The sequence below is a fragment of the Mycoplasma sp. 394 genome, assembly GCF_054353895.1.
This window is the reverse complement of sequence record NZ_JBTHHL010000004.1, coordinates 42274-67740: the sequence shown is the minus strand read 5'-3', so window position 1 is coordinate 67740 and position 25467 is coordinate 42274. Positions and strand designations below refer to the sequence as shown.

The 25467-nt window shown below is 29.7% G+C and carries 16 protein-coding genes, 2 tRNA genes and 1 riboswitch; of the genes, 2 read left to right on the top strand and 16 right to left on the bottom strand.

All coding sequences use genetic code 4. The features are described from left to right. Position 1: 1 nt before the first annotated feature. Positions 2 to 1867: a dihydrolipoyl dehydrogenase gene (gene lpdA, locus ACXYRQ_RS02165; RefSeq protein WP_435130227.1), complete on the top strand. Its 1866-nt coding sequence runs from the start codon at positions 2 to 4 to the stop codon at positions 1865 to 1867. A gap of 84 nt (positions 1868 to 1951) precedes the next feature. On the opposite strand, the gene ACXYRQ_RS02160 is transcribed toward lpdA, so the two are convergent. The 3 genes from ACXYRQ_RS02160 to ACXYRQ_RS02150 form a co-directional block, all read right to left on the bottom strand. Continuing rightward, on the bottom strand, positions 1952 to 3010 hold the full coding sequence (locus ACXYRQ_RS02160) for a zinc-dependent alcohol dehydrogenase family protein (protein WP_458614675.1): 1059 nt from the start codon (positions 3008 to 3010) through the stop codon (positions 1952 to 1954). Between the two features lie 228 nt (positions 3011 to 3238). Next, positions 3239 to 3315, bottom strand: a tRNA-Arg gene (locus tag ACXYRQ_RS02155). Between the two features lie 9 nt (positions 3316 to 3324). Further along, positions 3325 to 3399 (bottom strand) — tRNA-Cys (locus ACXYRQ_RS02150). A gap of 326 nt (positions 3400 to 3725) precedes the next feature. Here ACXYRQ_RS02150 and ACXYRQ_RS02145 point away from each other — a divergent pair. Next, positions 3726 to 6563 (top strand): amidase domain-containing protein, encoded by a 2838-nt coding sequence (locus tag ACXYRQ_RS02145; protein ID WP_458614674.1) that lies wholly within the window; start codon positions 3726 to 3728, stop codon positions 6561 to 6563. A gap of 36 nt (positions 6564 to 6599) precedes the next feature. Here ACXYRQ_RS02145 and ACXYRQ_RS02140 read toward each other — a convergent pair whose 3' ends face one another. The 13 genes from ACXYRQ_RS02140 to ACXYRQ_RS02080 all read right to left on the bottom strand — a co-directional run bounded on the left by ACXYRQ_RS02140 (position 6600) and on the right by ACXYRQ_RS02080 (position 25406). Beyond that, the gene (locus ACXYRQ_RS02140) at positions 6600 to 7109 is read right to left on the bottom strand and encodes an adenine phosphoribosyltransferase (protein WP_458607652.1); all 510 of its coding nucleotides are present in this window, start codon (positions 7107 to 7109) and stop codon (positions 6600 to 6602) included. An 86-nt stretch (positions 7110 to 7195) separates the two neighbouring features. Beyond that, complete coding sequence (locus tag ACXYRQ_RS02135) at positions 7196 to 8365, bottom strand: nicotinamide mononucleotide transporter (RefSeq protein WP_458614673.1); 1170 nt, start codon at positions 8363 to 8365, stop codon at positions 7196 to 7198. Next, on the bottom strand, positions 8358 to 9731 hold the full coding sequence (locus ACXYRQ_RS02130; RefSeq protein WP_458614672.1) for a dihydrolipoyl dehydrogenase: 1374 nt from the start codon (positions 9729 to 9731) through the stop codon (positions 8358 to 8360). The genes ACXYRQ_RS02135 and ACXYRQ_RS02130 overlap by 8 nt, the downstream gene beginning before the upstream one ends. A gap of 125 nt (positions 9732 to 9856) precedes the next feature. Next, positions 9857 to 10312: a hypothetical protein gene (locus ACXYRQ_RS02125; protein WP_458607650.1), complete on the bottom strand. Its 456-nt coding sequence runs from the start codon at positions 10310 to 10312 to the stop codon at positions 9857 to 9859. Then, positions 10300 to 12708 (bottom strand): ATP-binding cassette domain-containing protein, encoded by a 2409-nt coding sequence (locus tag ACXYRQ_RS02120; RefSeq protein WP_458614671.1) that lies wholly within the window; start codon positions 12706 to 12708, stop codon positions 10300 to 10302. The genes ACXYRQ_RS02125 and ACXYRQ_RS02120 overlap by 13 nt, the downstream gene beginning before the upstream one ends. Then, complete coding sequence (locus ACXYRQ_RS02115; RefSeq protein ID WP_458614208.1) at positions 12701 to 13750, bottom strand: ABC transporter ATP-binding protein; 1050 nt, start codon at positions 13748 to 13750, stop codon at positions 12701 to 12703. The genes ACXYRQ_RS02120 and ACXYRQ_RS02115 overlap by 8 nt, the downstream gene beginning before the upstream one ends. Positions 13751 to 13758: 8 nt before the next feature. Further along, a complete protein-coding gene (locus ACXYRQ_RS02110; protein ID WP_458614670.1) occupies positions 13759 to 15114 on the bottom strand; it encodes an ABC transporter permease in 1356 nt (451 codons plus the stop codon). Then, complete coding sequence (locus ACXYRQ_RS02105; RefSeq protein WP_458614669.1) at positions 15115 to 16275, bottom strand: ABC transporter permease; 1161 nt, start codon at positions 16273 to 16275, stop codon at positions 15115 to 15117. It lies immediately after the preceding gene. 55 nt (positions 16276 to 16330) lie between these two features. Then, positions 16331 to 19330, bottom strand: coding sequence for an OppA family ABC transporter substrate-binding lipoprotein (locus tag ACXYRQ_RS02100; protein WP_458614668.1), 3000 nt, complete (start codon positions 19328 to 19330; stop codon positions 16331 to 16333). 1 nt (position 19331) lies between these two features. Then, complete coding sequence (locus tag ACXYRQ_RS02095; RefSeq protein WP_458614667.1) at positions 19332 to 21173, bottom strand: M3 family oligoendopeptidase; 1842 nt, start codon at positions 21171 to 21173, stop codon at positions 19332 to 19334. A 95-nt stretch (positions 21174 to 21268) separates the two neighbouring features. Continuing rightward, a riboswitch (Lysine riboswitch) is annotated at positions 21269 to 21435 on the bottom strand. Between the two features lie 188 nt (positions 21436 to 21623). Further along, the gene (hinT, locus tag ACXYRQ_RS02090; RefSeq protein WP_435130186.1) at positions 21624 to 21941 is read right to left on the bottom strand and encodes a histidine triad protein HinT; all 318 of its coding nucleotides are present in this window, start codon (positions 21939 to 21941) and stop codon (positions 21624 to 21626) included. Then, a complete protein-coding gene (locus tag ACXYRQ_RS02085) occupies positions 21934 to 23232 on the bottom strand; it encodes a HinT-interacting membrane complex lipoprotein P60 (RefSeq protein WP_458614666.1) in 1299 nt (432 codons plus the stop codon). Before ACXYRQ_RS02085 ends, hinT begins: the two co-directional genes overlap by 8 nt. After that, positions 23232 to 25406, bottom strand: coding sequence for a HinT-interacting membrane complex protein P80 (locus ACXYRQ_RS02080; RefSeq protein ID WP_458614665.1), 2175 nt, complete (start codon positions 25404 to 25406; stop codon positions 23232 to 23234). The genes ACXYRQ_RS02085 and ACXYRQ_RS02080 overlap by 1 nt, the downstream gene beginning before the upstream one ends. Positions 25407 to 25467: the final 61 nt, after the last annotated feature.

Here is a 25467-nt window from a genome sequence, read left to right as displayed (position 1 = left end):
TATGCATAAATTTAAATTTGCTGATATAGGAGAAGGATTACACGAGGGAACAGTTGCTGAAATTTACAAAAAAGAAGGTGATGAAGTAAAAGAAGGTGATTCGCTTTTTTCTGTTGAAACCGATAAAGTTACTTCAGATATCCCTTCACCTGCAACTGGTAAAATTGTGAAGGTTTTAATGGCTGTCGGGGATGTTATCCATGTTGGCCAAGAAATATATTATATCGATGATGGAAGTGGAGATGTTGAAGAAGCAGCCCCTGTCGCTGCTCCTGCACCACCTGCACCAACTAAAGAAGAACCTGCTGAAGAAGGTGGGGGAGCTTCAGTTGTAGGTGAAGTTAAGGTTTCAAATCAACTTTTTGACCTTTCTTCATTCAAAAGACCAGCAACCGCTACCAAACCTGCACCAGTTGCACCTGCCTCAACATCTGCTGCACCTGCAGTTGAGGCAAAGAACACAGGAAAAGCATATACAGGTAAAGTTGAAGAAGAATTTGACTTAATTGTTATTGGTTCTGGGCCTGGTGGATATTTAGCCGCTGAAGAAGCAGGTGGTGCTGGATTAAAAACTTTAATCATCGAAAAAGAATTTTGAGGTGGAGTCTGCTTAAATGTTGGATGTATCCCTACAAAAGCATTATTAAAAACTACTGAAGTTTTATCAAATATTAAACATGCACACGATTTTGGAATTGATGGAATAATTGATGTTAGTGTAAACTGAGAAAAAATGCATGCCAGAAAAGCCGGTGTGGTAAAACAACTTACTAATGGTGTACAAGCTCTAATGCGTATGAACAAGGTTAAAACTATCCTTGGAACAGCAAAATTTGTTGGAGCCCATGAAGTTGAAGTTGATTCAAAAGTTTACCGTGGGAAAAATATTATCATTGCAACCGGTTCATCTGATCGTAAAATACCACTTCCTGGATTTGAAGAAGGTTATAAATCAGGTAAGTTAATTACTTCAAAGGAAGCAATTAACCTTAAAAACAAACCACAATCATTAACTATCGTTGGTGGAGGTGTAATCGGGGTTGAATTTGCCCAAGTATTTTCTGCTGCTGGAACAAAAGTAACTATTTTACAAAACCTTCCAACTGTTTTAGCAATGCTTGATAAAGATATTATCAAACAAGTTACTGCTGATTTAAAAGAAGCAGGTGTTACAGTTATTGCTAATGCAAATACAACAAAATTTGAAAACAACAAAATTTTCTATACTGTAAATGGTAAGGAAGAATCAATTGAATCAGAATTAGTTTTAGTTTCTGTTGGTAGAGTTCCAGAATCACTTGGTTTAGAAGAAGTCGGAATCAAACTTGGAGATCGTAAGCAACTTTTAGTAGATGAATTCTGTAAAACCAATGTTGATGGTGTTTATGGTATCGGTGATGTTGTAGGTCAATCAATGTTAGCACATGTTGCTTACAGACATGCAATTGTTGCTGTATCTAACATTCTTAAAAAAGAAGTTAAATACTCTTCAAAAACCGTTCCTGCTTGCGTTTACACCCATCCAGAAATTGCAACTGTCGGATTAACTGAAGAACAAGCAAAAGAGCAAGGTAAAGATTTTATAGTAGCTAAACACCAATTCACATTCATTGGTAAAGCATTAGCAGCACACGAAGAAAAAGGTTTTGCTAAATTTATTATTGGAAAAGAATTTGGTGAAATTCTTGGATGTCACATTATTGGTGGAACAGCAACAGACTTAATCTCAGAGGTTGTTTTAGCTATGGATTTAGAATCAACTATCTATGAAATAGCTTCTGCTATACACCCACATCCAACTTTCTCAGAAGTATTATGAGAAGCTGCACGTAATGCAGTACATCAATTAAACAAACTAAAAAAATAAACAAAATAAAAGTATAAGTTCTCACTTATACTTTTTTTCTTTTTATGACTAGAAACAAAAACCAAGGATAATCCTTGGATTTTGTTATTTAGTTAAATCATTTTCAATAATAACTTTGAGCGCTCTATTGTCTCCGGCATGCTTAAAGATGTTATATGCAGTTTCCATTTCTGAAAGCTTAAAGTGGTGTGTTACCATTTTGCTTGCATCGATTTTTCCTGATTCTAAGACATCTAAAAGCATTTGTGTAGTTGTTGCATTTACTAAACCTGTTGAAAAAGTAATGTTCTTAATTCATAGTTTTTCTAATTCAAAACTTACTGGTTTTCCATGTACTCCAACATTAGCTATGTGTCCACCGATAGCAACAATATTTTGTGCTACATCAAATGTTGCTGGATAACCAACACATTCCATTGCCACATTTACTCCACGTCCATTAGTAATTTCCGAAACTTTTGCTTTAATTTCTTCTAAATTACCTGATTTAATAGTATGTGTTGCACCGAATTTTTTTGCAAATTCTAGTCTTGATTCTGATAAATCAACCATAATAATCTTTGATGGTGAGTAAAATTGTGCTGTCAGTAAAGCAGCTAAACCAATTGGTCCTGCTCCAATAATTGCAACAGTATCTCCTGGTTTAATATGAGAACTTTGTACCCCGATTTCAAATGAGGTAGGGAAGATGTCAGATAACATTACTAAAGCATCATCAGATACTGTTTTAGGTGCATGATATAATGAACCATCAGCATGTGGAATGTGTACAAATTCTGCTTGTGTTCCATTAATATTATGTCCTAAAATTCATCCACCTGTTTCACAGTGTGCGGGAAGACCACGTTTACAGTAGTAGCATTTATTACATGATGTAATACATGAAACAATAACTTTATCACCTACTTTAAAGTTAGATACTGCTGAACCTGCTTCCTCAACTATACCAATTCCTTCGTGTCCTAAGATTTTACCAGGTTGTGTTTCAGGAACATCTCCACCTAAAATGTGTAAATCTGTTCCACAAATAGTAGTTTTCAAAATCCGAACAACTGCATCGGTAGGTTTAATAACTCTAGGTTTGTCAAAGTCAACTAACTGTACTTTTCCTTCTTTATTAAATGTAATTGCTTTCATTTTCATAATAATTTCTCCTTTATTTTAAATAACTATTTGATAGTATTATACTCTTATCTATATAAGTTGTTGAATTTTTTAGAAAAAATATGAAATTCATTTCATGTTTTTATCAAAACTGGTTTACTTTTTTTGTTTTGAATATATTACAAAACTAATACCAACAATGCAGCCAAATTTATGCAAAAGTGTATTAAAATACCCCAAAACGGGGCTTATATGGTATTAAATATATGGCGCGCCCGGCAGGAGTCGAACCCGCAACCTTTAGGGCCGTAACCTAACACTCTGTCCAGTTGAGCTACGGGCGCATTTAATTATGGAGGCACTAACGGGATTCGAACCCGCACTCAAGGTTTTGCAGACCCATGCCTTGGCCATTTGGCTATAGTGCCTATAAATTGCTAAATTATTATAGCGAAAAACAACAAAAAACAAAATATTTTTATAGATTTTTTATAATTTTAATACATAAATATTTTTATTAATTTCTATCTTGTAAAATGTGGAAATACTTTTATATATATATTCTTATATTTATAACATATGATATAAGAAAGCAATATGAGATATTATTACTCTATAATCGTTAAATAACGATATCTTTTTATGGAAATTATGAAAATATTTATTTTATATAAAATTACATACTTTTTATATATATAATTAATTATATACATATAAATTATAAAATATTTCTATAAGGAATTTAAGGGAAATTATGAAAAAGCACAAGTTATCAAAATTATTCTTATCAATTGCATCTTTAACTATAACTCCTATTGTTATTGCTGTAAGCTGCTCACCAAAAATAAAAGAAGAAGCAAAACCAGTTGATTTAAATTCTCCAAAAATGCAGGTTACAAAAACTACACCAACACATCCTATTGAAAAACCTAAACCTAATAACCCACAATCTCAAAATCTACCTATCAAAAACAATCCTAATCCAAGTGATGAAAAAAATAAACCTGATAAAGTAGATTATTCAAATGCTTTAGTTAAAAAACCAAATATAAGTGATCAAGTAATTTATAATAAAATATTAGAAAAACCTTTTAAAGGATTACAAAGATATAAAGATCCTGATTTTATAGGGATAGTTGGTGGAGGTAATGGAACTGATAACCAATTATTTTCAGTTAGAGATGGATTAGATATTAGTAAACTTACATCAGATGGAAAAGAGGAAACTAAAAGCAATAGAGTGTTCGATAAATCTACATGAGATCCTAAAACTAAAACTATTACATTTAAATATATGGTAATTGGTTATACAATGCAATATTCACAAACCATAACTTTAACAAATATAGTTGAAAAAACATCCGAACAAAATCCGAATAACCAAACAGAAACAAACATAGATTATTCAAATGCTTTAGTTAAAAAACCAAATATAAGTGATCAAATGATTTATGATAAGATATTAAAAAAACCTTTTAAAGGATTACAAAGATATAAAGATCCTGATTTTATTGGTATAGCAGGTGGAGGAAACGGAACTGATAATCAATTATTTGATGTTAGAGATGGATTGGATATTACTAAACTTACATCAGATGGTAATCCTGAAACCAAAGATAATCGCAAATTTCTAAATTCAACCTGAGATCCTGCTACTAAGACAATTACATTTAAATATATGGTAATTGGTGGCAAAACAGAATACACACAAATTATTAAATTAAATAATATAACAGAACCTTCTACAAAAGATAATGGGCAACCTACTAACAAAAATGGAACATCTGCTCCAAAACCTGATTTAGATAAAACAAAACAAGAAACTCAAAGTTCTGAACAAAAACCAACATCTGGAGCGAGAAGTAGTACCCCTCCAAAAACTCCAATTACATCTGAAACAGATGAAGACAAAAAAACAAACAAATCTGAAAATACTGAACCTCTTTCATATGAAAATGCATTAGAAAAATTACCTAATGTTACAGATGAAAAAATTTATAATAAGATTAAAGAAAGATTGTCAACAAAGAAAAATGTATTCCCTGGGTTACAAAGATATAAAGAGACTAAAGCTGGAAAAGCAGAAAATAGCACTTACTTTTTTGGAATAGCAACTGGTGGTACAAGTGATGATAATAAACTCTTTAAAACAAAAGATGGACTTGATCCACTAAAATTAAAAGATATCCCAAAAACACAAACCTCTGAAACTAAGAAAACTAGAAAGAAGGGACGTAATAAACATAACAATAATGTATTTGAGAGTTCAATTTGAAATGAAGAAGACAAAACATTAACATTTAGATATATAGTTGATGGTAAAAATAAAACATACGAGCAAAAAATCAAACTTAATATAACAACACAAGAACAAGATCCAAAAAATCCTAATACATCACAAACAAATAATACTCCATCTGATAAGGGTAATCAAAAAACAAACTCAACAAGTAGAAATGAAGAAAGGGTTAGTTCTACTGGGACAAACCAACAAAATACGGAACATCAAGATTCTTCAAGAGAAGAATCACCTAATGATGAAAATTCTAAAACTGACAACGAAACAAAAACCACAGATTCTACAAAAACTTCACAAAGAAAACCTAATTCATCGGATACAACAAATCCAAAAACAGAAAGTTATTCACCAAAAAACTCTACTCAACCCACAGGTAATTCTGATTCTGGACAAAAAAATAACAATGAACAAAATATACAATCTGGTTCAGGTGAAACAGTCCATGAAACACCTCCTGCTCCAGCAGCATTAAAAGCTGAAAAACCTAATGCAAATGCACAAACAACATCAAGTGAAACTTCTAAAAATCAACCAGAAAACTCGGAACCAACATCTAATGATAATACAAATGATCAAAGTGCAAAAACACCAACAAAAGAAAATAATCAGAAAGATACCCCTTCAGAAGAACCTACATTAAAATCTTCTGAATCACAACCTAGAGTTGTAGCAAGTCAAAATAACCAACCTAATCCAAACGAAAATCACGAACAGCAACATGAACAAAACCAACCAAGTGATTCAACACAAACAGGAACTCCATTTAACGGAACCGAAAACCCACAAGAACAACCAAAATTAAAAACTGAAACTTTACCAAAAAATAATCTAACTAGTGAAGAAACATCTGATAATACAAAAGTTGTAGATGGTAATGAATCAAAAAATGTTGACAATGAAAATGAAGAAGAAAGTCCAAAACAAAGTGAAGACACTATTAAAACTGCTCCATTAAAATTATATGATGGTGTTACAAAAGAAAAAGTCAAAGAACAAATTCAAAAAGCACTCGAAAAGAAAACAAAGCCAAAGAAAAATAAAAAATTTCCTGGTTTACAAAAATATGGAACCAATGGAAAAGAATATGTTGGAATATCAGGTATGGGAAATAAAAATGATAATAAATTATTTTCTTTTGCAGATGCGTCATATGCAAATAGAATTACATCAAAAAAATCAGATGCTAAAAAATTCACCGATTCAACTTGAGATCCTAATACCAACACATTAACATTTAAATACCATATTGATGACGACAATAAAGAATACTCACAAACTTTTGTGTTAAGTTAAAAAAATATCACAAATTAGATGCCTAATTTGTGATTTTTATACCTTAATTAATGAAACTACTTCGGTATGTTCACCTAATAATTTTCTTCCATACAATTCTTGTAATTCTAATAAAACAATTACTTTTTTAACTTCTACACCTTGCGATTCTAATAACTTAATAATTGCTTTGGTAGTCCCACCAGTTGCAAGCACATCATCTACAATTGCAGCTGTTTGGCCTTGTTTAACAAACCCTTTTTGTAATTCTAAACTATTGCTTCCATATTCCAAATCATATTTCATCGCAATAACTTCACCTGGTAGTTTATTAGGCTTACGAACCATTATGAATGGTTTTTTTAAAAAAGCAGCAGCGGGTGTACCGAATAAGAATCCTCGCGCATCTGGGCCTACAATGATATCAACATCTTTGCACTCATCAGCAATCTTTGAAATTGTATAATTTAAAGCCTCTCCGTCTGCTAATAAAGGTGATATATCTTTAAACATTATCCCTGGTTTTGGAAAGTCGGGAACATTTCTGATTAATTTTGCTATATTCATATTTTAATTATAAACTATTTGCTTATTTTTTGCTATATTTATCAAAAAAATAAAACACATAAAAAGTTTATGTGTTTTATAAAATCCTAGTTATATGTATAACTGTGATCAAAAGAAGTTAATAAATGTGGTAATTTTTCAATGTTAGTTGTATAATCCATTTTTGGTCTAAGGAGAATTGAAAGTTGATAAATTTTCTTTCTAAATGCTCATTTTAACTTAGATATTTTACTATCCAACACAATGTGCAATTCGATGGTATGAAGTAAGGACTTCATATCTCATAAAATAATATTCTTCATATTTCCATAGGTAGGTTTAAATTGATAAATTGATTCTTTTAATAACTTTTTAGCATCTGCATATGAGAGCTTATTAGCAACTTCAATTTTATCATAGATTACATATCCGTTTTCTTTTAACGAAGCAGCCATATGTGCTGAGAGAACTGAATTTGCTTCTGTTTGTAGTTTAACTCTAACTTCTTGTTTTCTTGAAGTTACATAAAAGTAGAATAATGACATATTCATATACACTGCATTTAATAAAATTACAACGATGCTAAAGAAACCAACTCCACCAAAGAAGACGAATGAAATGATGTTTTTAACAATTCATACATATCAGTTTTCTCGAAAACCTAATGAAAGCATCATCAATGCTACAACTGAAAGTGAATTAATCATTGATAATAGTATGTTTCCATCAAGTTTATATTTATAAAAGGTCCCAAAAGCATTTTGCACAGGATCGAATCCAAAAGTGATGTTGTATAAATAAGTAACTTGTGGATTTAAGAAGTAAAAAGCAATTGATAAAATAATAAAAATCATTCCAAAGAAAGTTCATGTGTGAACACCCGAAACAAAGTATTCAAAGACAATCTTTTTACGAATATATGTTTTATGGAAGTTAAAAATTAAAATTGGTATATATATGAATAAATTAATTAACCCATCGATAATTAAATAGTTATAGAAAGCAAAGCATATAAAGAAAATAATATTTATCAAACTCAGTAAATAAGCAATTTTATAATGCTTTGAAAAGAAATAATTAGCTAAAATACCAAAGATACCAGAAAATGAAACTAAAACATTGATAATTGCAACCGAACGGTTCGGGTTTTGTCATGCTCACACTTTATAATCAAAATTATAAAGTGAAACATATACCAACACTACTATGTTAATTACAATATAACATTTCTCTATTACGTCACGATGTTTAAGAACTTGTTGCTTGAACTTAAGCATTTTTCTTTAAAGCCACAGTACGTGATGAATAATAAAGTGCTTCAGCAATAGTTGGGTGTGTGTAAATAGATTCTTGTAGTTGTTTAAAGGTAACTTTTTGTTGCATTGCAAATGCGACTTGGTTGATTAAAATATGTCCACCTTCTAAGAACATAAAACTTCCTAGAATTTCTCCGGTTGATTTAGAAACAAAGAATTTAACGAAAGCCAATTCATTTGCTAAACCATCAGCATGCATTCTTGGTAATGCCATACCAGGAACCATTACTTCATTAAATTCAACCCCATCTTTTTCTAATTGAGCAGCTGTTTTACCAACACCGGCTAATTCAGGGTTTAAATAAATTGCTCATGGAACATTGTTTAAGTTTAATTTTTCAGGTTGTAATCCTAAAATATCTTTAGCAATCACATCTGCTGTTTTGTAAGCAACAGTAGAAAGCATAAATAATCCAGTTACATCACCTAAAGCATAAACGTGATCTAAACTAGTTTTCATCGATTCGTTTACTTCAACAAATCCACGAGCATTTAGTTTTAATTTAAGTGCATCTAGACCAGATAGGTTTGCTACTCTACCAATTGCTACTAATGTTTTTTGTGAAGCCAATGAGTGTTTTTGCTCTCTTCATTGATAACTTACAAATCCATTAGAAACTGATTCTAAGTTCATTTCATCAACAATTACAACACCTTTTGCTTCTAAAGTAGCACGAACTGCTTTAGCAGCATGTGGATCAAGATGTGCTAAGAATTTAGTGTTACATAAAATAGTAACTTTAGTTCCTAATGTGCTATAAAAATAAGCAAATTCTAATGCAATAGGTCCTGCTCCAATAATTACTAGTGTTTTTGGTGCAGCATCTAATTTCATTGCTTGTTCAGAATCGATTAAGTATCCTGATTCATATGCTTCCATGGCACCTTCGATGCTTAATGCACGATTTGATGAACCAGTTGCTACAACTAATTTATCAAAGTGTAATGTTTCTTCATTAACTGTTAAACTGTGTTCATCTACAACAGTACCCATTCCTTTGAATACATCAACATGAGCACCTGCTAAAAAGTTGCTAATAGCACCGTTCAAAAGTTCTTTGTTTGCTTTACGACGGTTTTGCATTACTTGGAAACTATATCCAAGGTATTTGTTGAAAACTCCATATTTTTCAGAATTTTGGATTGTGTCTAAAACTTTTGCTGACTTAATTAAAGTTTTAGTAGAGATGCAACCTTTGTTAACACAGGTTCCACCTAAATCTTCTTTTTCAACTAAGGCTACTTTAAGCCCGTTGCTTGATAGAATACCAGCCAAAGTGTACCCACCAGGTCCAGCACCTAATACTACTACATCATAGTGTTTCATATTTCTCCTTTATTTTTAAATATATACATATATTATAAACAAAATAATAATAAAAAGTGTAAAAAAATCATTTTTTTAATATGTTTTTGCATTTTTTTAAAAATAAAAACACAACTGAGTGTGTTTTATACATAAGCGATGATTACAACTATTAAACTTGCAATAAAATAAATTATTAAGTTAAAATAAAACGGAAAATTAGATTTTTTGATTTTGGGTTGCTGTTTTTGTTTTTTTTGCTCTAAGTATGCAACTTTTTCAGCATGAGTCATTCTTAACATCTTTTTTTCTTCTTTATATCGCGATGAAATAGACTTATTTTCACGAAATCTTTCAAATGTTCGTTCCATAAATCCTCATTTAAACACTAAAATAAGTAATACAAATGCTAATGTTATTAAGGCAGAAGCAGTAAAAGCATTAATAATTCAATTTACATCTTTTTTATGGTTTATTCCTGCTGAAATAGCAAAAATAAGCCAGAAGATAAGAAAGTATGCTAATAAAATGTAATAAAATCGTTTGCTTTTAAACTGTGATTTAATTAAATTAGTAAATTTTGCTCACATTATTTGCTTCATTTTCGGATTTGCTCATCTGTTGCATAAACATAATGAGTTTGCTCATTTTCGCTAATATCTTGATTTTTAGGTAGATTTGGATATTTTTGCTCATCCATATATGAAAGTTCAAATTTTACATCCTTAAATTTCTCATTTGCATTTGAAATTTTAGGAATTGCTTTAAATAAATTAATTGTATATGGATGAATTGGGTTTTGATAAATTGCATTAGTATGCCCTGATTCAACAATTTTACCTAAATGCATTATTAATACCCGATCTGCAATATATTCAATCATTGATAAATCGTGTGCAATAAAAATCATTCCAATGTTCTTTTGTTTACATAAATCCATAAGCAAGTTAACAATTTGTGCTTGAATCGAGATATCCAAAGAAGCAATTGGTTCATCAGCAACAATGATTTTTGGTTCAGTGATTAAAGCACGAGCTATCACAATTCTTTGACGTTGACCACCTGAAAATTCATGTGGATAACGATAGGCAAATTGTTTTAACAAACCAACATCTTCTAAACTTTTGTATATGGTATTACGTGTTAAAAGACTTGATATCTTATGAATCCGTCAAAATTTAGTGATGAAATTAATTGTTTTTTTATAAAATTTATTTTGCAGGAAAATATCATAATTGGATATACCTAAAAATAAATAAATAGCTTTTAAGTCTTTATTTAAATACCTACTTTCAATTTCAAAAGATTTAATTCCATTTAACTTATCATATACATTTGAAATAAAAACTTTATAATCAACTTTATATTGCTTTAATGTTGCTTTAAGTTTATTATGTAAATGCAAATCATCTTTTTTGTTAATAAGTTGCTGTTTAGTTTTATCAATATAATTTGCTTTAAAGTATGATAAAAATTGTTTATGGATTTGGTTGAATTTACCTATCAATCCTTTATCAATAGCAATAAATGATTTACTAATATCTTCTTGCTCTTGAACTTGCTTTTTAAGTTCTAAAACTCTTAATTTATATGAATCCATATAAGTTTGAAGTTCTTTATCGAAGTTTTCTTGTGTTTGTTGCAATCTTTGTTTTGCTTGGTTAAAAGCATCTTTATTTATTTTTGGTTTAACAAAAAATCCTTTAATGGTTGTTTTTAAGCTTTTTACAAAGGTTTTTCACTTACTTTTAGCATCGCTTCGATATTGATCCTGGATATATTTAGATTGCTTTAAATAATCCGATAAATCAAAGTTGAAATTTGAAACCACAATATTTTTAATAGTTTTTGAAAATTCAGAAAGTTTATTAAAATCAAATGGATTGGCATTAAGTTGATGTTTAAAAAACTCACTTGATTTGTCTTGCAAATGATTAATTAACTGTTGCAACTCGTCAAAATCTAAGTATCTAAGTTTAGATTTATGCTTTATAAATATCTTTTTAATATGATTATTTAGATGATATATTTTTACCTTATAAGCAAAATAATCAATATATGGACTTCCATATGCTTCATTAAAAAGTAATTTTGATTCATTTTTTAACTCTGAAATAAAGTTATTTAATGAGTTTTTTGAATCCAAATACTTTTCTCTTCAAGAAAATAAAGATTTTTTTAGTTCGCTAGCAGCATTAAAAGTATTTTGTTTAGATTCAAAATACTCATATGTGTGTCAAAGCAGTTGTTTTTGTTTTTTATATTCAGCCCTTGCTTGTTTTAGTTCAACCTCATCTAAATCAATTTGTTCATTTCGAAATTGCTGTTTCTTCTGATCATATAAACTAATTAATTTTTCAGTGTTCTTGTATAAACTATCAATAATCAGTGAGTTATTTTTACTTTTTTCTTCTAAATATGCAAAATATGCATTAAATTTATCTTCAAAACTTCCTTCAACTGCATCTAAGTTGAAATTATTAAAATATTCACTTCATTTATTATAAAATGGTTGGTTTAATGAGTTTGCTATTTTTAAATTCTCCAATTTTAATTTCAGCGCTTCTTCTAAAAAAGAATAATGAAAGTTGTATTGAACCGATTCTCAATCCTTTTTAATATCAGAAATTTTATTTTTTATAACACGGTTTACCACTAAGGGTTCTTTTAGAATACTAAAGATATTATTTTGTCCATTTAATGAAGCCATAGGGTCTTGGAAAATCATTTGAATATTTTTACGCATAAAGCGATTTGTTTTACGCGAGATTCGCTTCCCTGATACTAATTTACCATTAATTCGAACAAAACCGTTATAATCATCATATAAACGAAGCAATGAACGTCCTACGGTTGTTTTACCAGAACCAGATTCACCAATTAAACCAAGGATTTCACCTTCAGAAACATCAAAACTAACATCATCAACTGCTTTATTAATATGATTTTTATTAATAAAGAACTTTTTTAAATTTGTAACTTCAAGTATTTTACTCATCTTTAAATACCTCTTTAAAGCTTTTTAATCGTGATGTTAATTCGGGACTTAATGAAACTTTGGGTGCATCAGGATGCAGCAATCATGTTGCAGCTGCATGGGTGGAAGAAACTTCAAATAATGGAGGTTCTTTAATAAAATCAATTTCTAATGCATAATCATTTCTCGGAGCAAAAGCATCGCCAAGTGGTAAATTATTCATATCAGGCGGTGTTCCTTTAATTGAATATAAGCGATCTTCTTTGTTTTCTGGGATCGCAGAAATCAACGCTCATGTATATGGATGTTTTGGATCGGTAAAAATATCTTTTTTGCTTCCTTTTTCAACTATTTTTCCAGCATACATAACATAAATATAATCACAAAATTTAGCTACAACTGAAATATTATGACTAATTAAGATAATAGCAATATTCATTGAACTACGGATTTCATCAAATAATGCTAATACCGATGCTTGCACTGTTGGATCAAGTGCTGTTGTTGGTTCATCTGCGATTATTAAGCTTGGCTTTAATGCCACCACCATCGTAATTACAACTCTTTGCTTCATCCCACCCGACAAAGTATGTGGATACATATCAAAGACACTTTCACAATTACGGATTCCAAATTTATCAAGTAAACCTACTAAGTATTTTCTTTTTTCACTATATGGCTTACTTTTTCATTCTGGATTTTTATTTAAAGCATCTAAAAGTTGTTTTCCTACCTTACGGGTTGGATTTAATGATGTAAGTGGGTCCTGTGGGATGTAACCAATTTTGTGTCCACGAATCTTTTGTCAGTAACTTTCTTTTTTTGAATCAATTAAGCTAATTCCATTAATTTGCATAATTTCAGCAGAAACAACTGAATTATCATTAATATTTAAAAATGCTTTTGATGTAACTGACTTACCAGATCCTGATTCACCGACTAAACCAACTATTTCTCCACGGTTGATAGTAATATCAACTCCTCGCACTATGCTGATGAATTTGTTATAACCGGTTTTAAAACTAACTTTAAGATCTTTGACAACTAATAATTTTTCTTGCATAAAATCTCCTATTTAGTTTTGATTACTTTTGGATCAAGAGCATCATGAACACCTAATGCGATAAAGTATAATGATACTGAAATTGAAAGTAAAATTAAGGCAGGTAGTAATAATGATCAAAAGTTTTGTGCTGCTTCAGATGATGCTGAAAAGATTATTTCTCCTAAGTTTACATCAGTGTCACTACTAAAAAATCCTAAGAAAGCAAGTGATGAAACTGAAAGAATAATTGATGGAATTTGAGTTACATAATTAGTAGCAATTTTACCAATTATTCCTGGTAATGCATGTTTATAAATCAAACGAATTTTTGAAGCACCTACTGATTTGGATGCAGTTATAAACTCAGAATCTTTAACAGTGATTATAAATAAACGAGTTCCCCCTACTGATCCAACTCACCCAACCACAACCAATGCAATTCCTAAGGCTAAATCAGATGTACCGAATAAGGTAACTGCAATTAATAACCAAATAAGAGTTGGTGGTGCTGAAAAAATATCAATAAAACGCATCATGATAGTATCTATTTTAGAACCAACATGGAATCCTAAATATGCTCCTATAATAACACCAATAATAGTTTGAATTGATGCTACGATAAATGCTAAACGTAGTGCTTTTCAAGTTCCAACTCATGATCGAGTTCAAATATCGATACCTTTTGCGGTTGTTCCTAAAAAAGTATCTAATTTTGTTTGTGGATTCAATTCAAGTGCTTGATTATATAAAACTTGATATTCATTTTGACTTAAATTTTGTGCAATATTTGATTTATCAAAAATCAAATATGCACTGTATACTCGGTATCAACGATACATATCAATTAATATTTCAGATTGCTTTGTCGGTCCATTAATGCTTTGCACTGTATATTCTCTTGTTTTTAAAACTGAAGCAGCAGTGGCATCTTTTGAAATATCTAAAAACTTATCAAAAAAGCCTCCATAATTTTCGTGAAAAGCTGCTTTGTATTTCGGAATATCTTGTTCAAAACCAGCACTTTTTAGTGTTATATAAGGTTGATACGAAGCTGGTAAAGATTTTATTGAAGGAGGCCCAAAAATAGTTTTACCTTGTTGATCTGCAATTAAATTTAAACTAATTGTGTCTGAAATCGATTCATTTGCTGAATATTTAGAACTAATAGTTACAATAATCGAAATTAAAAGCACGATTATAAAGACAATTAAAAATAATACGGATGGTCAACTTTTAAAGAATCTTTTGAGAATTTCTAAAAGTAATTTTTTTGGTTTCCCAGCTATATTAGAAAATGTTTTTTGGTTATTTGCTAGTGCAAAAGGAGTTTGTATACCATTAAAAGATAATTTATATTTTTTATTAAATTCTTTTGCAGTCATCTATATTCCTTTCGCTTTCATTCTAGCAAATTCTTCGTTTCTTTTTCTGGTAACTAAGAACAGTTTTCATAAGTTAGAACCTTTTGTTCCATATTTAATGCGTGGATCTAAAATGGTATATGAAACATCAACTAAAACGGATGTAAATACCCCGAGTAATGTGAAAAAGAAGGTATTAAACATAATAATATTAATTTCACCATTCGGAAATGCGTTAGCAATAATTTGTGATGTCCCAGGAACTTTTCAATATCTTTCGATTACTATTCCACCTGTTAACAATCCAATATATGATGGAATGATAATTGCAGCAAGTGGAATTGAAATATTACGTAATACATATTTAAAGAATATTTCAACTCTACTTAGTCCTTTTGATTTTGCTATTAAAACATAATTTGATGTTAGCACAGTAATAACTTGATTTCGAGTGTAACTGATATAACCTGATAATGAACCTAAAACAATAATCACAATTGGTGGTAATCACGAAATAACAACTTGACTTTGAGTCTGTGCTGCCGCTTCTGCTGTTCCAGGTATCGCAACAGTTGGTGAAACACCAGATGAGGCTAAAATAGTAATTAAAATTGGTGCTACTATAAATGAAGGTAATGCAATAAAAATTAATGAAAAGAAATTTACCACTGCATCAACTCATGTACCACGTTTATAACCAGCAAAAATTCCAAACAATATCCCTAAAAATGCACTAATAACAAATGCTGGTAAAGTGATAATAATTGAGTATTTTAAGCGCGAAAAGAATAATTGTGGGATGCTATTTACCCCTAAACTTGCAAATAATTTATCATCAAATGGTAAACCAAATGGATTCGCTTTATTAGTAAATAAATCATTTACCCAATAACCAAAACGAATTATTGGATTAAGTTTATAGGTTTTTCAAACATTTTGATATTGGTCATACTTTCCACGTCAATCACTTGGTAGAAAATGATAATCAATACTTTTTTCAAAACTTTGTCTAGATATATTCTGTAATGCTACCTGACCTTGACCTTCAGCACCGTTTTTTGAATTTGCAGTTTGTACAAATGGATTGTCAGCAAACTGTGCTGTAAGTGTATATACAACAAAGATGATGATAATCAATGTCAATAATGCAAATCCTATCCGTTGTAAAATGTACTTAGTCATTTATCTCCTTATTTAATAATGCAAAGACAATTAACTTGCGTTAATTGTCTGGATATTATTTGGTTGCAACTTCGTATGAACCATAGTTAGTAGCATTATCAAGTGTTGCAGGTATAATAAAGTTTGGATTGCTCAATCCTTTTACAAACGAATCTTTTAATGTTCCAGTTGTTATAGTCATATTCATTCCTGTTAAATTACGGAATTCAGCAACCATATTTAATAATGCTTTTTTATTAAATACATCTTTTGTTTCATCTGATGTATTTAATCATAATCAGAAGTTTGCTGAAATTGTAAGAGGTGGTAAGTATTTTGCCTCATCTTCTTTGCTTAAAGGAACTAATTTTTCTTTTCCGTCAACTGTTTTAAGTTGATATTGATTTAAATAAGTAGAAATATCACTTGTGTATTTATTTCCCAACTTAATTAATTTTTCAAGTGGAATTGAGAATTTAACATTATTTTTAGAATCCTCAATAAATTTCTTTCAGTATTCAGCTGCTTTAACAAGGTTTGGATAATTTACTTGAAGTTTAGCTTTATAATCTGCATCAGTGTTAATTCAAGTAAATAATTGAATTAAGTTACCTTGAAACATATATCCATCAAAACCTGATCCGACTAAATTATAATCATATCCTCAACCAGTTACTGTGTATGGAGTTGATCCAAAATTAAAAAATTCATCAAAGTCTTTTCTATTATTATTTTTTTCAAATTTAACTTCAAAACGATTAGGATATAAACTATTAAGAACTTTTTGCATTCCTTTATAAACATTTTCATGAACTGAATTAATATTTGTAAATCGAGCACGAACTGTGAATCTTACTTTCTTTGTATCCTCTACTTTATCAAGATCGGGATGTTGTTTATAAAATTCATCCAATACTTCTTTCATCTTTGTTTTCAATATATCTAATGCACTTGAACTAAATTGATCATCAGCAGTTTTACCAACTATCGAATTTTCAGATGGTGATAATTCGGTTCCGATTTTTTCACCAAGATTAACCTTTTGTCCAGTTTTTGAATCTACTACAAACACAGTTGATAATTGGTCTCAATATGGACGTAATGTATTATATTGCAATGATGTATCTGAGTCGTTATTACGGATGGTTACATCTTGTGCAAATCCTGAAATTCATGGAATTGTAAGATTAGGTGTTAATAACTCTTGAGCAACATATGCTCAGTTGATTGAAGCAGTTAGAATATTCATAAATTCTGCTCCTAAACCTGTGGTAGCTGCTTTTAATGTATTAGTTGCAGTTCCGGCTTTGATATCAGTCAATGAAGCTCCATAAACTAATTTTGTATATGCATCATTCATAAATGAAGCAGTTGTTGATTCTTGTTGATTTTGCGGAATTCATGTAGGTGTAAATCCATTATTTGAATGACTTGTATTTCTAGATTGAACATCTCTTAAACCTCATTGCACAGGGTTTGCTGAAATTTCTTCGTGGTATGCCTTTAAATTACTATAATTTGCACTTGCTGTTAAACCTGCTTTAAATTGCTCATAATTAAATTTTGCAAAACCATCTCCTAATGGAGTTGTAGTGTAGGTATTTTGAAAAAGTTTTACACGTCTTGGATTATTAACAAACTTTTGATTTCAATAGTTTGGATTTAACTTAAAAGTATCAGTTAGCGAGGTTCCATCATAACCAGCATAGTAATATTTACCAGCGTATAAAGCCGAATCCATTGACATTCCATATCAGTATATCCCAGATTCTTTAGCTAAACCATCTTGTAAATTGTTGATTTTGTTTTTGATGTCTGTTTTATCTGAATCACTTATATCACCACTTTTATAGAAGTTTGGTAGTTGTTTACTTGCTACAGTTTCTTCGATATATTGTGATGGAGCAGGAATTAAATCATAATTGTTAAAGAAAAACTTATCATATGCTAAATCAAATTTAGATTCTTTTTTTGGATCTAATTCTTGTAAAACAAAGAATTCACGTTGGTCATCACCTGTTCCTTCAACATGTACTGATTGTGTTTTATCTAAAATTTTATTTACATCAATGTTATAAAGTTCATATAAGTATTTATTAGTTCAACTGTTTCCTTGAGCTCTAAAGTATAAATCTCCATTTACAACATATTTTTCACGTGCTAATTTTTCAATTTCTTCGGTTCCTCCATTATTTAAACGAAATAGTGAATCCTGTCCAGCATAGGTACGTAATACTCCCATTCAAAAATCTTCTGCTTTAATTGGATATTTTGTTACTTCACCTTTAGAATTAATTCATTTTTGATTTTTTCGGATTCTAAATGACATCTTAGTTGCTTTCTTTAAAGCATGTCTAAATGTATCGGAGTTAATTGATCTAGGATTATCACTTTGCAATTCAACTAAACTCAATGAATAACTACCATCTGGTTTATCGGGTTTTGGTAGTAATGGAGCATCATCTTGATCAAAAACCATATCTTTTGTTGTTCCATCATCTTGTTTCACTGTCAAAATAACTGCATCTGCTAATTCTAATGAATATCTAGAAACCGATGGTTTATGAATTGTGCGAGTCTTAATTGTTTCTAATGTGTTTGTATCTTGCACACTAGTTTCTGTGACTTCTGGACGACCATAAAAGTTTAATTCAACTAATCTTGGAATTTCTGAATCATATGTAGATTCGGTTAATCCACCTGTGGTAAATGAAAGGTCGTAAAAATTTCTTGAATCAGAATGGGTAGAATCGTATTTAACTGTATATAATCCGCTTGATGCTTGTTGTGAAAAAGAGGTTTTCCCATCAAGATTAATTGTTTTTGCAGGTGGATTAATAATTCCTAATAAAGTATCAGTCGATTGATATTTTTGTGTATCAATTTGCTTGCTAGGATATGCAAAAGCTGTGTTATATTTATCATCTGCAGGTGGTTTCGGTAAACCGGTTTCATTGCCTGGGGTTATTTCTTGATTACCTACTGATGTGGTCGAACCACCACCACAAGCAACAGCAACTGGTAATACCAGAGAACTTGCTGACAATCCTAATCATAAAAATTTCTTTTTTTTCATATTATTTTCCTTTTTTGTCTACTTTAAAAATTTTCTTACCTAAATTAATTCATTGGTCTACTATTTCTGAAAGAAATTGCAATCCATCATCATAAAAGTTATCATTCATTAAATCTACACCCACTTTTTTTAAAATCTCAATTGGATAATCACTACCACCTGCTGATAAAAAGTTGTTTATGTAGTTATCTAAAGCAACTTTACCTGACTTTTTATATTGTCTAAAAAAGTAGGTAGCAACTAGATGTCCTATAGCATATTTATATACATAAAATCCATAGTAATAATGTGGGACATAAATAGATTGGATGGTATTAGCAACTGAATATGGTTGCTTAGTTAGAGTGTATTTTAAATTATTTACATAATAGAGCTTACTAATTGAATCATAACTACCAGATACTTTCCCTTGTGAAATCGCTTGGTAAAGATCATATTCGTAGTTAGCTCAATTGGTTTGCTTTAAAACAGTACCGACAAATCCTGCGATCATTGAATCGAGAATTTGAAATTTTAATTTGTCGTTTTTTGAATTAGTTAACATATAATCTGCTAACATAAATTCATTGTATATTGAGGCTATTTCAGCTAAGAAGATGGGATACATTGAATTAGGTAAGTTTTGCCGAGTATCTGAAAAATACGAATGCATTGAATGTCCTAACTCATGTACAAGTGTTTCAACACTACGCAGTGTCCCTTCGAAGTTCATTAAAATGTATTTTTTGTCAATTCCATAGGTTCCACCGATGCTATAAGCACCACCTCGTTTGGTATCGGTGCTCATATAATCAACTCATCGCTCATCGATTGCTTTGCAAACTTGCTGATAATACTCATCTCCAAAAGGTTTTAATGCTGCTTTAGCAAGTTCATTCATTTCGGAAACTGTATAAGAAGTTTTCACATTAACTAAATCGCGAGAGTAATCTCATTTTTGACGTTTGCTATGAAATTTAAGATAATAGAACTTATCACTTCATTGCTTATATTTTTTTAATATTGTTTTACTTAAAGCAACTTTTTTAAAAAGTTTCATCAAGATTTGATTTGATACCTTATCTGAAGCTGTTAGCATTGCTACAGTAGAATCATATTTACGTAATTTTGCTTCGGTAGTCAATGCTTTGAAATGTTGGAATAATAATTCGGCAAATGTATCTTTGTGGTTAGTAAATGCTTTTCAATAATTTAAATATGCTTGCTTACGCACATTAGCATCATCGGATTTAAGAAGTTTTTGATAAATAGTGGGATTAAGTTTAATTTTCTTACCTTTTTTAGTTTTAACTGTGCCATAATATAATTCACTATTTGAAAGAATACTAAAGATATTATGTGGATTTGGTTGTCCGAATGCTGAATTAACTAAGTATTCTTCAACTTTATCATCTAATTTATGCTCATATTCTTGGATTTGATCACAAATACTGCGACGATACGATGCTAAGCGAGGATCTTCTTTTCATACCTTCATTTTTTCCATATTAGCATAAAAACGATTTGATTCAGAACCAAACTCGGTATTGAGTGTGTGTGATAAAAATTGAAATTCTGATTCTAATTGTTTAAATTTCGCATTAACTAAATCGGTATTTAAATTATTTGAAATATAATTATCAATTTTAAATGCTAATTTGGTTTGTTGCTCCGATAACATCACATCAGCTAAATAAGATTCGATGCTATCGTATTTGCTATCTTTATTTAAAATTCTGCTTTTATATACCTTTTTATACTCTGAAATTAGTTTTTCAATGCTACTACCACTAAGAATATCATCTAAATCTCAGGTATATTCACTCGAAATATCCTTATGATTTTTAAATTGCTTTGCTTTCATATTGCTCCTATTGTTATGAAAAAAGTCTTGTAACTTATAAATTTACAAGACTTTTTAATCAGTATTTAATATCATACTATCTAAAATAAGAAATGTAAATCTATAGCACCAATGGTTCAACCAAAGAGTAGAAATCTTTTATGCTTTTCTACCAACTTAACTTACTGCCATAAGTTAGGTTTCGGCTTTTATACCCTTTCATTAACTTTTTAGCATGCCTGCAAGGTTAATTACTCTTGTTAAAAGCTCCTCTATAGTTTAGCTCACAGATTACTACTATGTCGTAATCTGTTAAACTAACAACAACAGATTATGACAAAATTAAACGTTAATAATATTGCAACGTCTATTAATATATGTCATAATAATTTGTTGTGTTCCTTTTTTCATAGAAAGTAGTATACCAAAAAAATCATTAAAGCAAAATAAAAAAAACACAATTGCTTGTGTTTAATCAAAAGGAATGATATGAATATGAGTATGAAATACCATCTGACCTGCTGAAGCACCAGTATTAACTAATAATTTAAAACCACTTTTATTGTGTTCTTTGATATATTTAGCAGCCAACTCACGAGCTTTTAACATTGCATAAATAAAGTCTGCATCGTTGTTTTCTAAAATGTTTGCTTCTGGGGTTTTCGGAATAACTAAAAAATGTCCAGGTTGAAACGGTTTAATATCATATATTGCAATTACTTTTTCATCTTCATAAAGAATTTCTGCTGGTATTTGACGATTAATAATTTGGGTAAAGATACTAGCCAAGGAACTTAGAATCCTTTGCTGAATCTTTTAATTTTGCATCATCTATACCTACAGAAACACGGTAACCTAAATCTAAGAATGCTTTGACAACTTGATCATATAAAGCAGAATCAGAAAGGTTTAATAAAACGGATAATTTAATAATTTTGTCTTTAAAAGGAGTAGCATCGAAACTAATAATTTTTTTAGTAATTTTTGCTGGTTGTCCTTGCTTGTCTTTATCTGGATTGTCTATTTCAATTGTTTTACCAATCGGTAAAACTCAGTTGAAAAATGATACTTGAATATTTTTATCATCAGAAGAAATATTAATTGCTTGCGATAAATTACCATTAGCATCGACTGAAACTAGACGAGAGTTTACAGGATCATAAAATCCACTTAAATCGCTATAATTTGCGATGTTTTTTAAAATCTCAATATTTGATGTAGCTCCATCTTTTCCGACTAAGAATCTAAATTTATTATCATTTTTTAAAATACCTACATATGAAGCAAGTTGCTTTTGTTGACTAGCATCAAAAAATAATAAGTCGTCAGAAGCATTTTTGTTAGTTGTATAACTTGTTTTTGCTAAATTATTATAATCATTGATACTTGAAATTTGACGAGTTTGTAGGGTAAAAATATCATCTGCATTAGAACTTTTGTATTGTCAAAGTTGCACAAACTGGTTTTTGACTAAATAATCTATTAATAAAAAGTTATTTAAGTCAAAATTATCTTTATTTGCATCATAGTCACTTTTATTAATCTTTTCTAATTCTTCTTTTTTATTGATTTTAAAATAAGTAGCAACCAATAAATTTTTTAAAACATTATATCTAACATCTGATTCATCTATTTTAAATAATAATTTAAATTGATCCATATTCGGATGATTATTGGTAATATTTTGTGGTTGTAATAAGTTTAAATCATTTTGATTGAATAATCCTAATTTTTGTAATTTAGCAAGTTCTTTATTATAAAAATCATTATCCTTTTGTGATTCAAATGCTAAATATGCTAAATATGCATTATATGCATCAGTTGCAAAACTTTGCGATTGCAAAAGTGTTTCATTAATTTGGGTTTGATTTTTATTATTTAAATCGAGATTATAGTATTTGCTTACTACTCCTAACAATCAAGTTTTTTCGATTTCTTTTTTGATTGCATCTTTTTTTTCAAAAGATAATTCTTGTTTAGTTTTTTCAGGAGTATTAACTTTGGTTCCACATGCTACAGTGGCAATTGGTAAGATGCTAATTAAAGAAGATAAAGCAAAATACTTAAAGCGTTTTAACATTATTTATCTCCTTTATTAAGTTCATTTGCTACAACTGCTCCGATGACATCAAAAGCAGATTTGTCGCTGTAGGTATATTTTTTGGTATTTAAATCAAAGTAACCGACTTTTAGTTGACCATCTTGATAAACAATATTTAATGAATTATTTTTATTATATGTATCATTGATTCATTGATTAATTTTTGAGATATCATCTAAATCTTTTGATAAATGAATTCCATTATCTATCACCTTTATCCTTGATTCTACATTTGTGATATCACTTTGTGTATAATCAGTGTTAGTTAATGAATTTGGGTTCTTTGTATTTAATACTGTTGCAACAAATTTTGGATCAGAAAGTGCATTAAGTAAAAAATCTTCTTTTGAAATACTTGCACTTAATTTATCTGTAATATGTAAATTTGTGTTATTGCCTGATAATAAGTTTAATAAGTCACTTTTAATAAAATTGTTATAGTTATCTTTTGAAATTTTATAATCTGAAAATAACATTAATCCTTTATCAGTAGGGATAAGATAAAAATTAGGTTTGTTTTTGATGCTATATGCAAACGCTAAACGTTTATTACTGTCATCGATATTTACTGCGAACGCTTTGTTAAAAGTATCTTTGATATAAATGCTAAATTGATCACTTGTTAGCGAATCTATTAGTCGTTTTATATTAGTATTTACATTATTTACTAACTCAGAAAATTCTTGAATTTTGCTTTTATCTTTTGATTCTGAAATTGTTTTTGCTTTATCTAAATCAGATTGAATCAATGATTCAAGTTGTGGATTAAATCCTTTTGGTAATTGGTAAATAGTTGATAAATCAATTTGAGGTAATACAACAGATGTTTTGTTAGCATTAGCTTGTTGTTCAAAAATTCCTTGGGTTTGTGTTGCTAGTGCTTGATTTACATCCAAGTTAACTAAATCAGAAAACGATGTTATACCATTTGTTGCTAATGTGTTTGATTTAGTTAATGTTAAGTTATCTAAGGCAAATTGAAATTGCTGCTTACTTGGAACATCTGAATTTGACTTACTGATTCCATATAAAGTAGGAATATCTACAAAATTATTAAGGTAATCTATATTTGCTTTAAGAATTGGACTACCATCTGCTGTTTTTACACTGGTATATCTTAAGATATTAATAAGTTTATCCTTTGCACCATCTTTATCAAAAGAAAACGGGAGCAATAAATCTTTGTTTGCTACACCTGGAAGTAAAATTGAGGTTGTAATATGAATATCATTTTTTGCAAAATATTTTGCCACTAAAGCACTTGGATCAATTTTGTCTTGAATAAATGATTTGGTTGTAAATAAAATAATAGAACTTGAATTAGCATCGGGTCGAAAGTATGTAACATTTTCTTTTAAGTATGGGACTACATTATCACCTTGTTTATAAAGCAAATCCTGCAATTTATTTCCGTTTGCATCAAAATGTGGGATATCTCTTTGTGCCTTACGGTTTAATGCACTTGCAGAAATAATTTTAGTTTCAATTGTAAAACGACGTTTGGCTTCAGTTTCAACTTCCTTAAATGTTGCATATTCGACTGCTTCATCAATGTTTTTAGAATTACCATACTCTGTTTGCAACTTTTTATTTCAAGCATCTAAATAAGTATTGGGTTGAAATGATTGACGGGTACTTTCGAATTCTGCATTAATTGCTTTGCGTTTTTCTGAACGGATTATTGCTAATGATTTTAAATCACTCGCTACTTTAGGATTTTCACCAGGTAATAATGATGCATTATAAATTTGGCGATATTCATCAGCTGCTTTTTGCTCTTGATCATAAAAATAAAATACTGCTTGACGGTAAATATCATCAATTTGTTTATCATTTGCTTCTTTATTACTTTCTAATGCATTTTCCAAATCACCTACATTCATTTCAGTAGTAATCTTTGATTTATCATTAGTATTAAAGAATTTGAATGCCGCTGCATTTTTTGCTTGTGCCTGCACATAATCAATTCGGTTAACGCTTATACCTAACGGTATAGCAATAGCAGCAATAATAATCACCCCTAGCGAACCTAAAATCCCAAAATTAATTCAATTTCTTTTGTGGCGATTAGTTTTGATAAGTTTTTGCTTATCTTCATACGAATCATTAAGTTCGGTTAAGCGTTCAAAAAATGTCTTTTTTCTCTTTGCCATTTTTACCTCAATTTTGTTTCTTATATATAAAAGTTTTTAATATATTATAGCAAAAAAATGT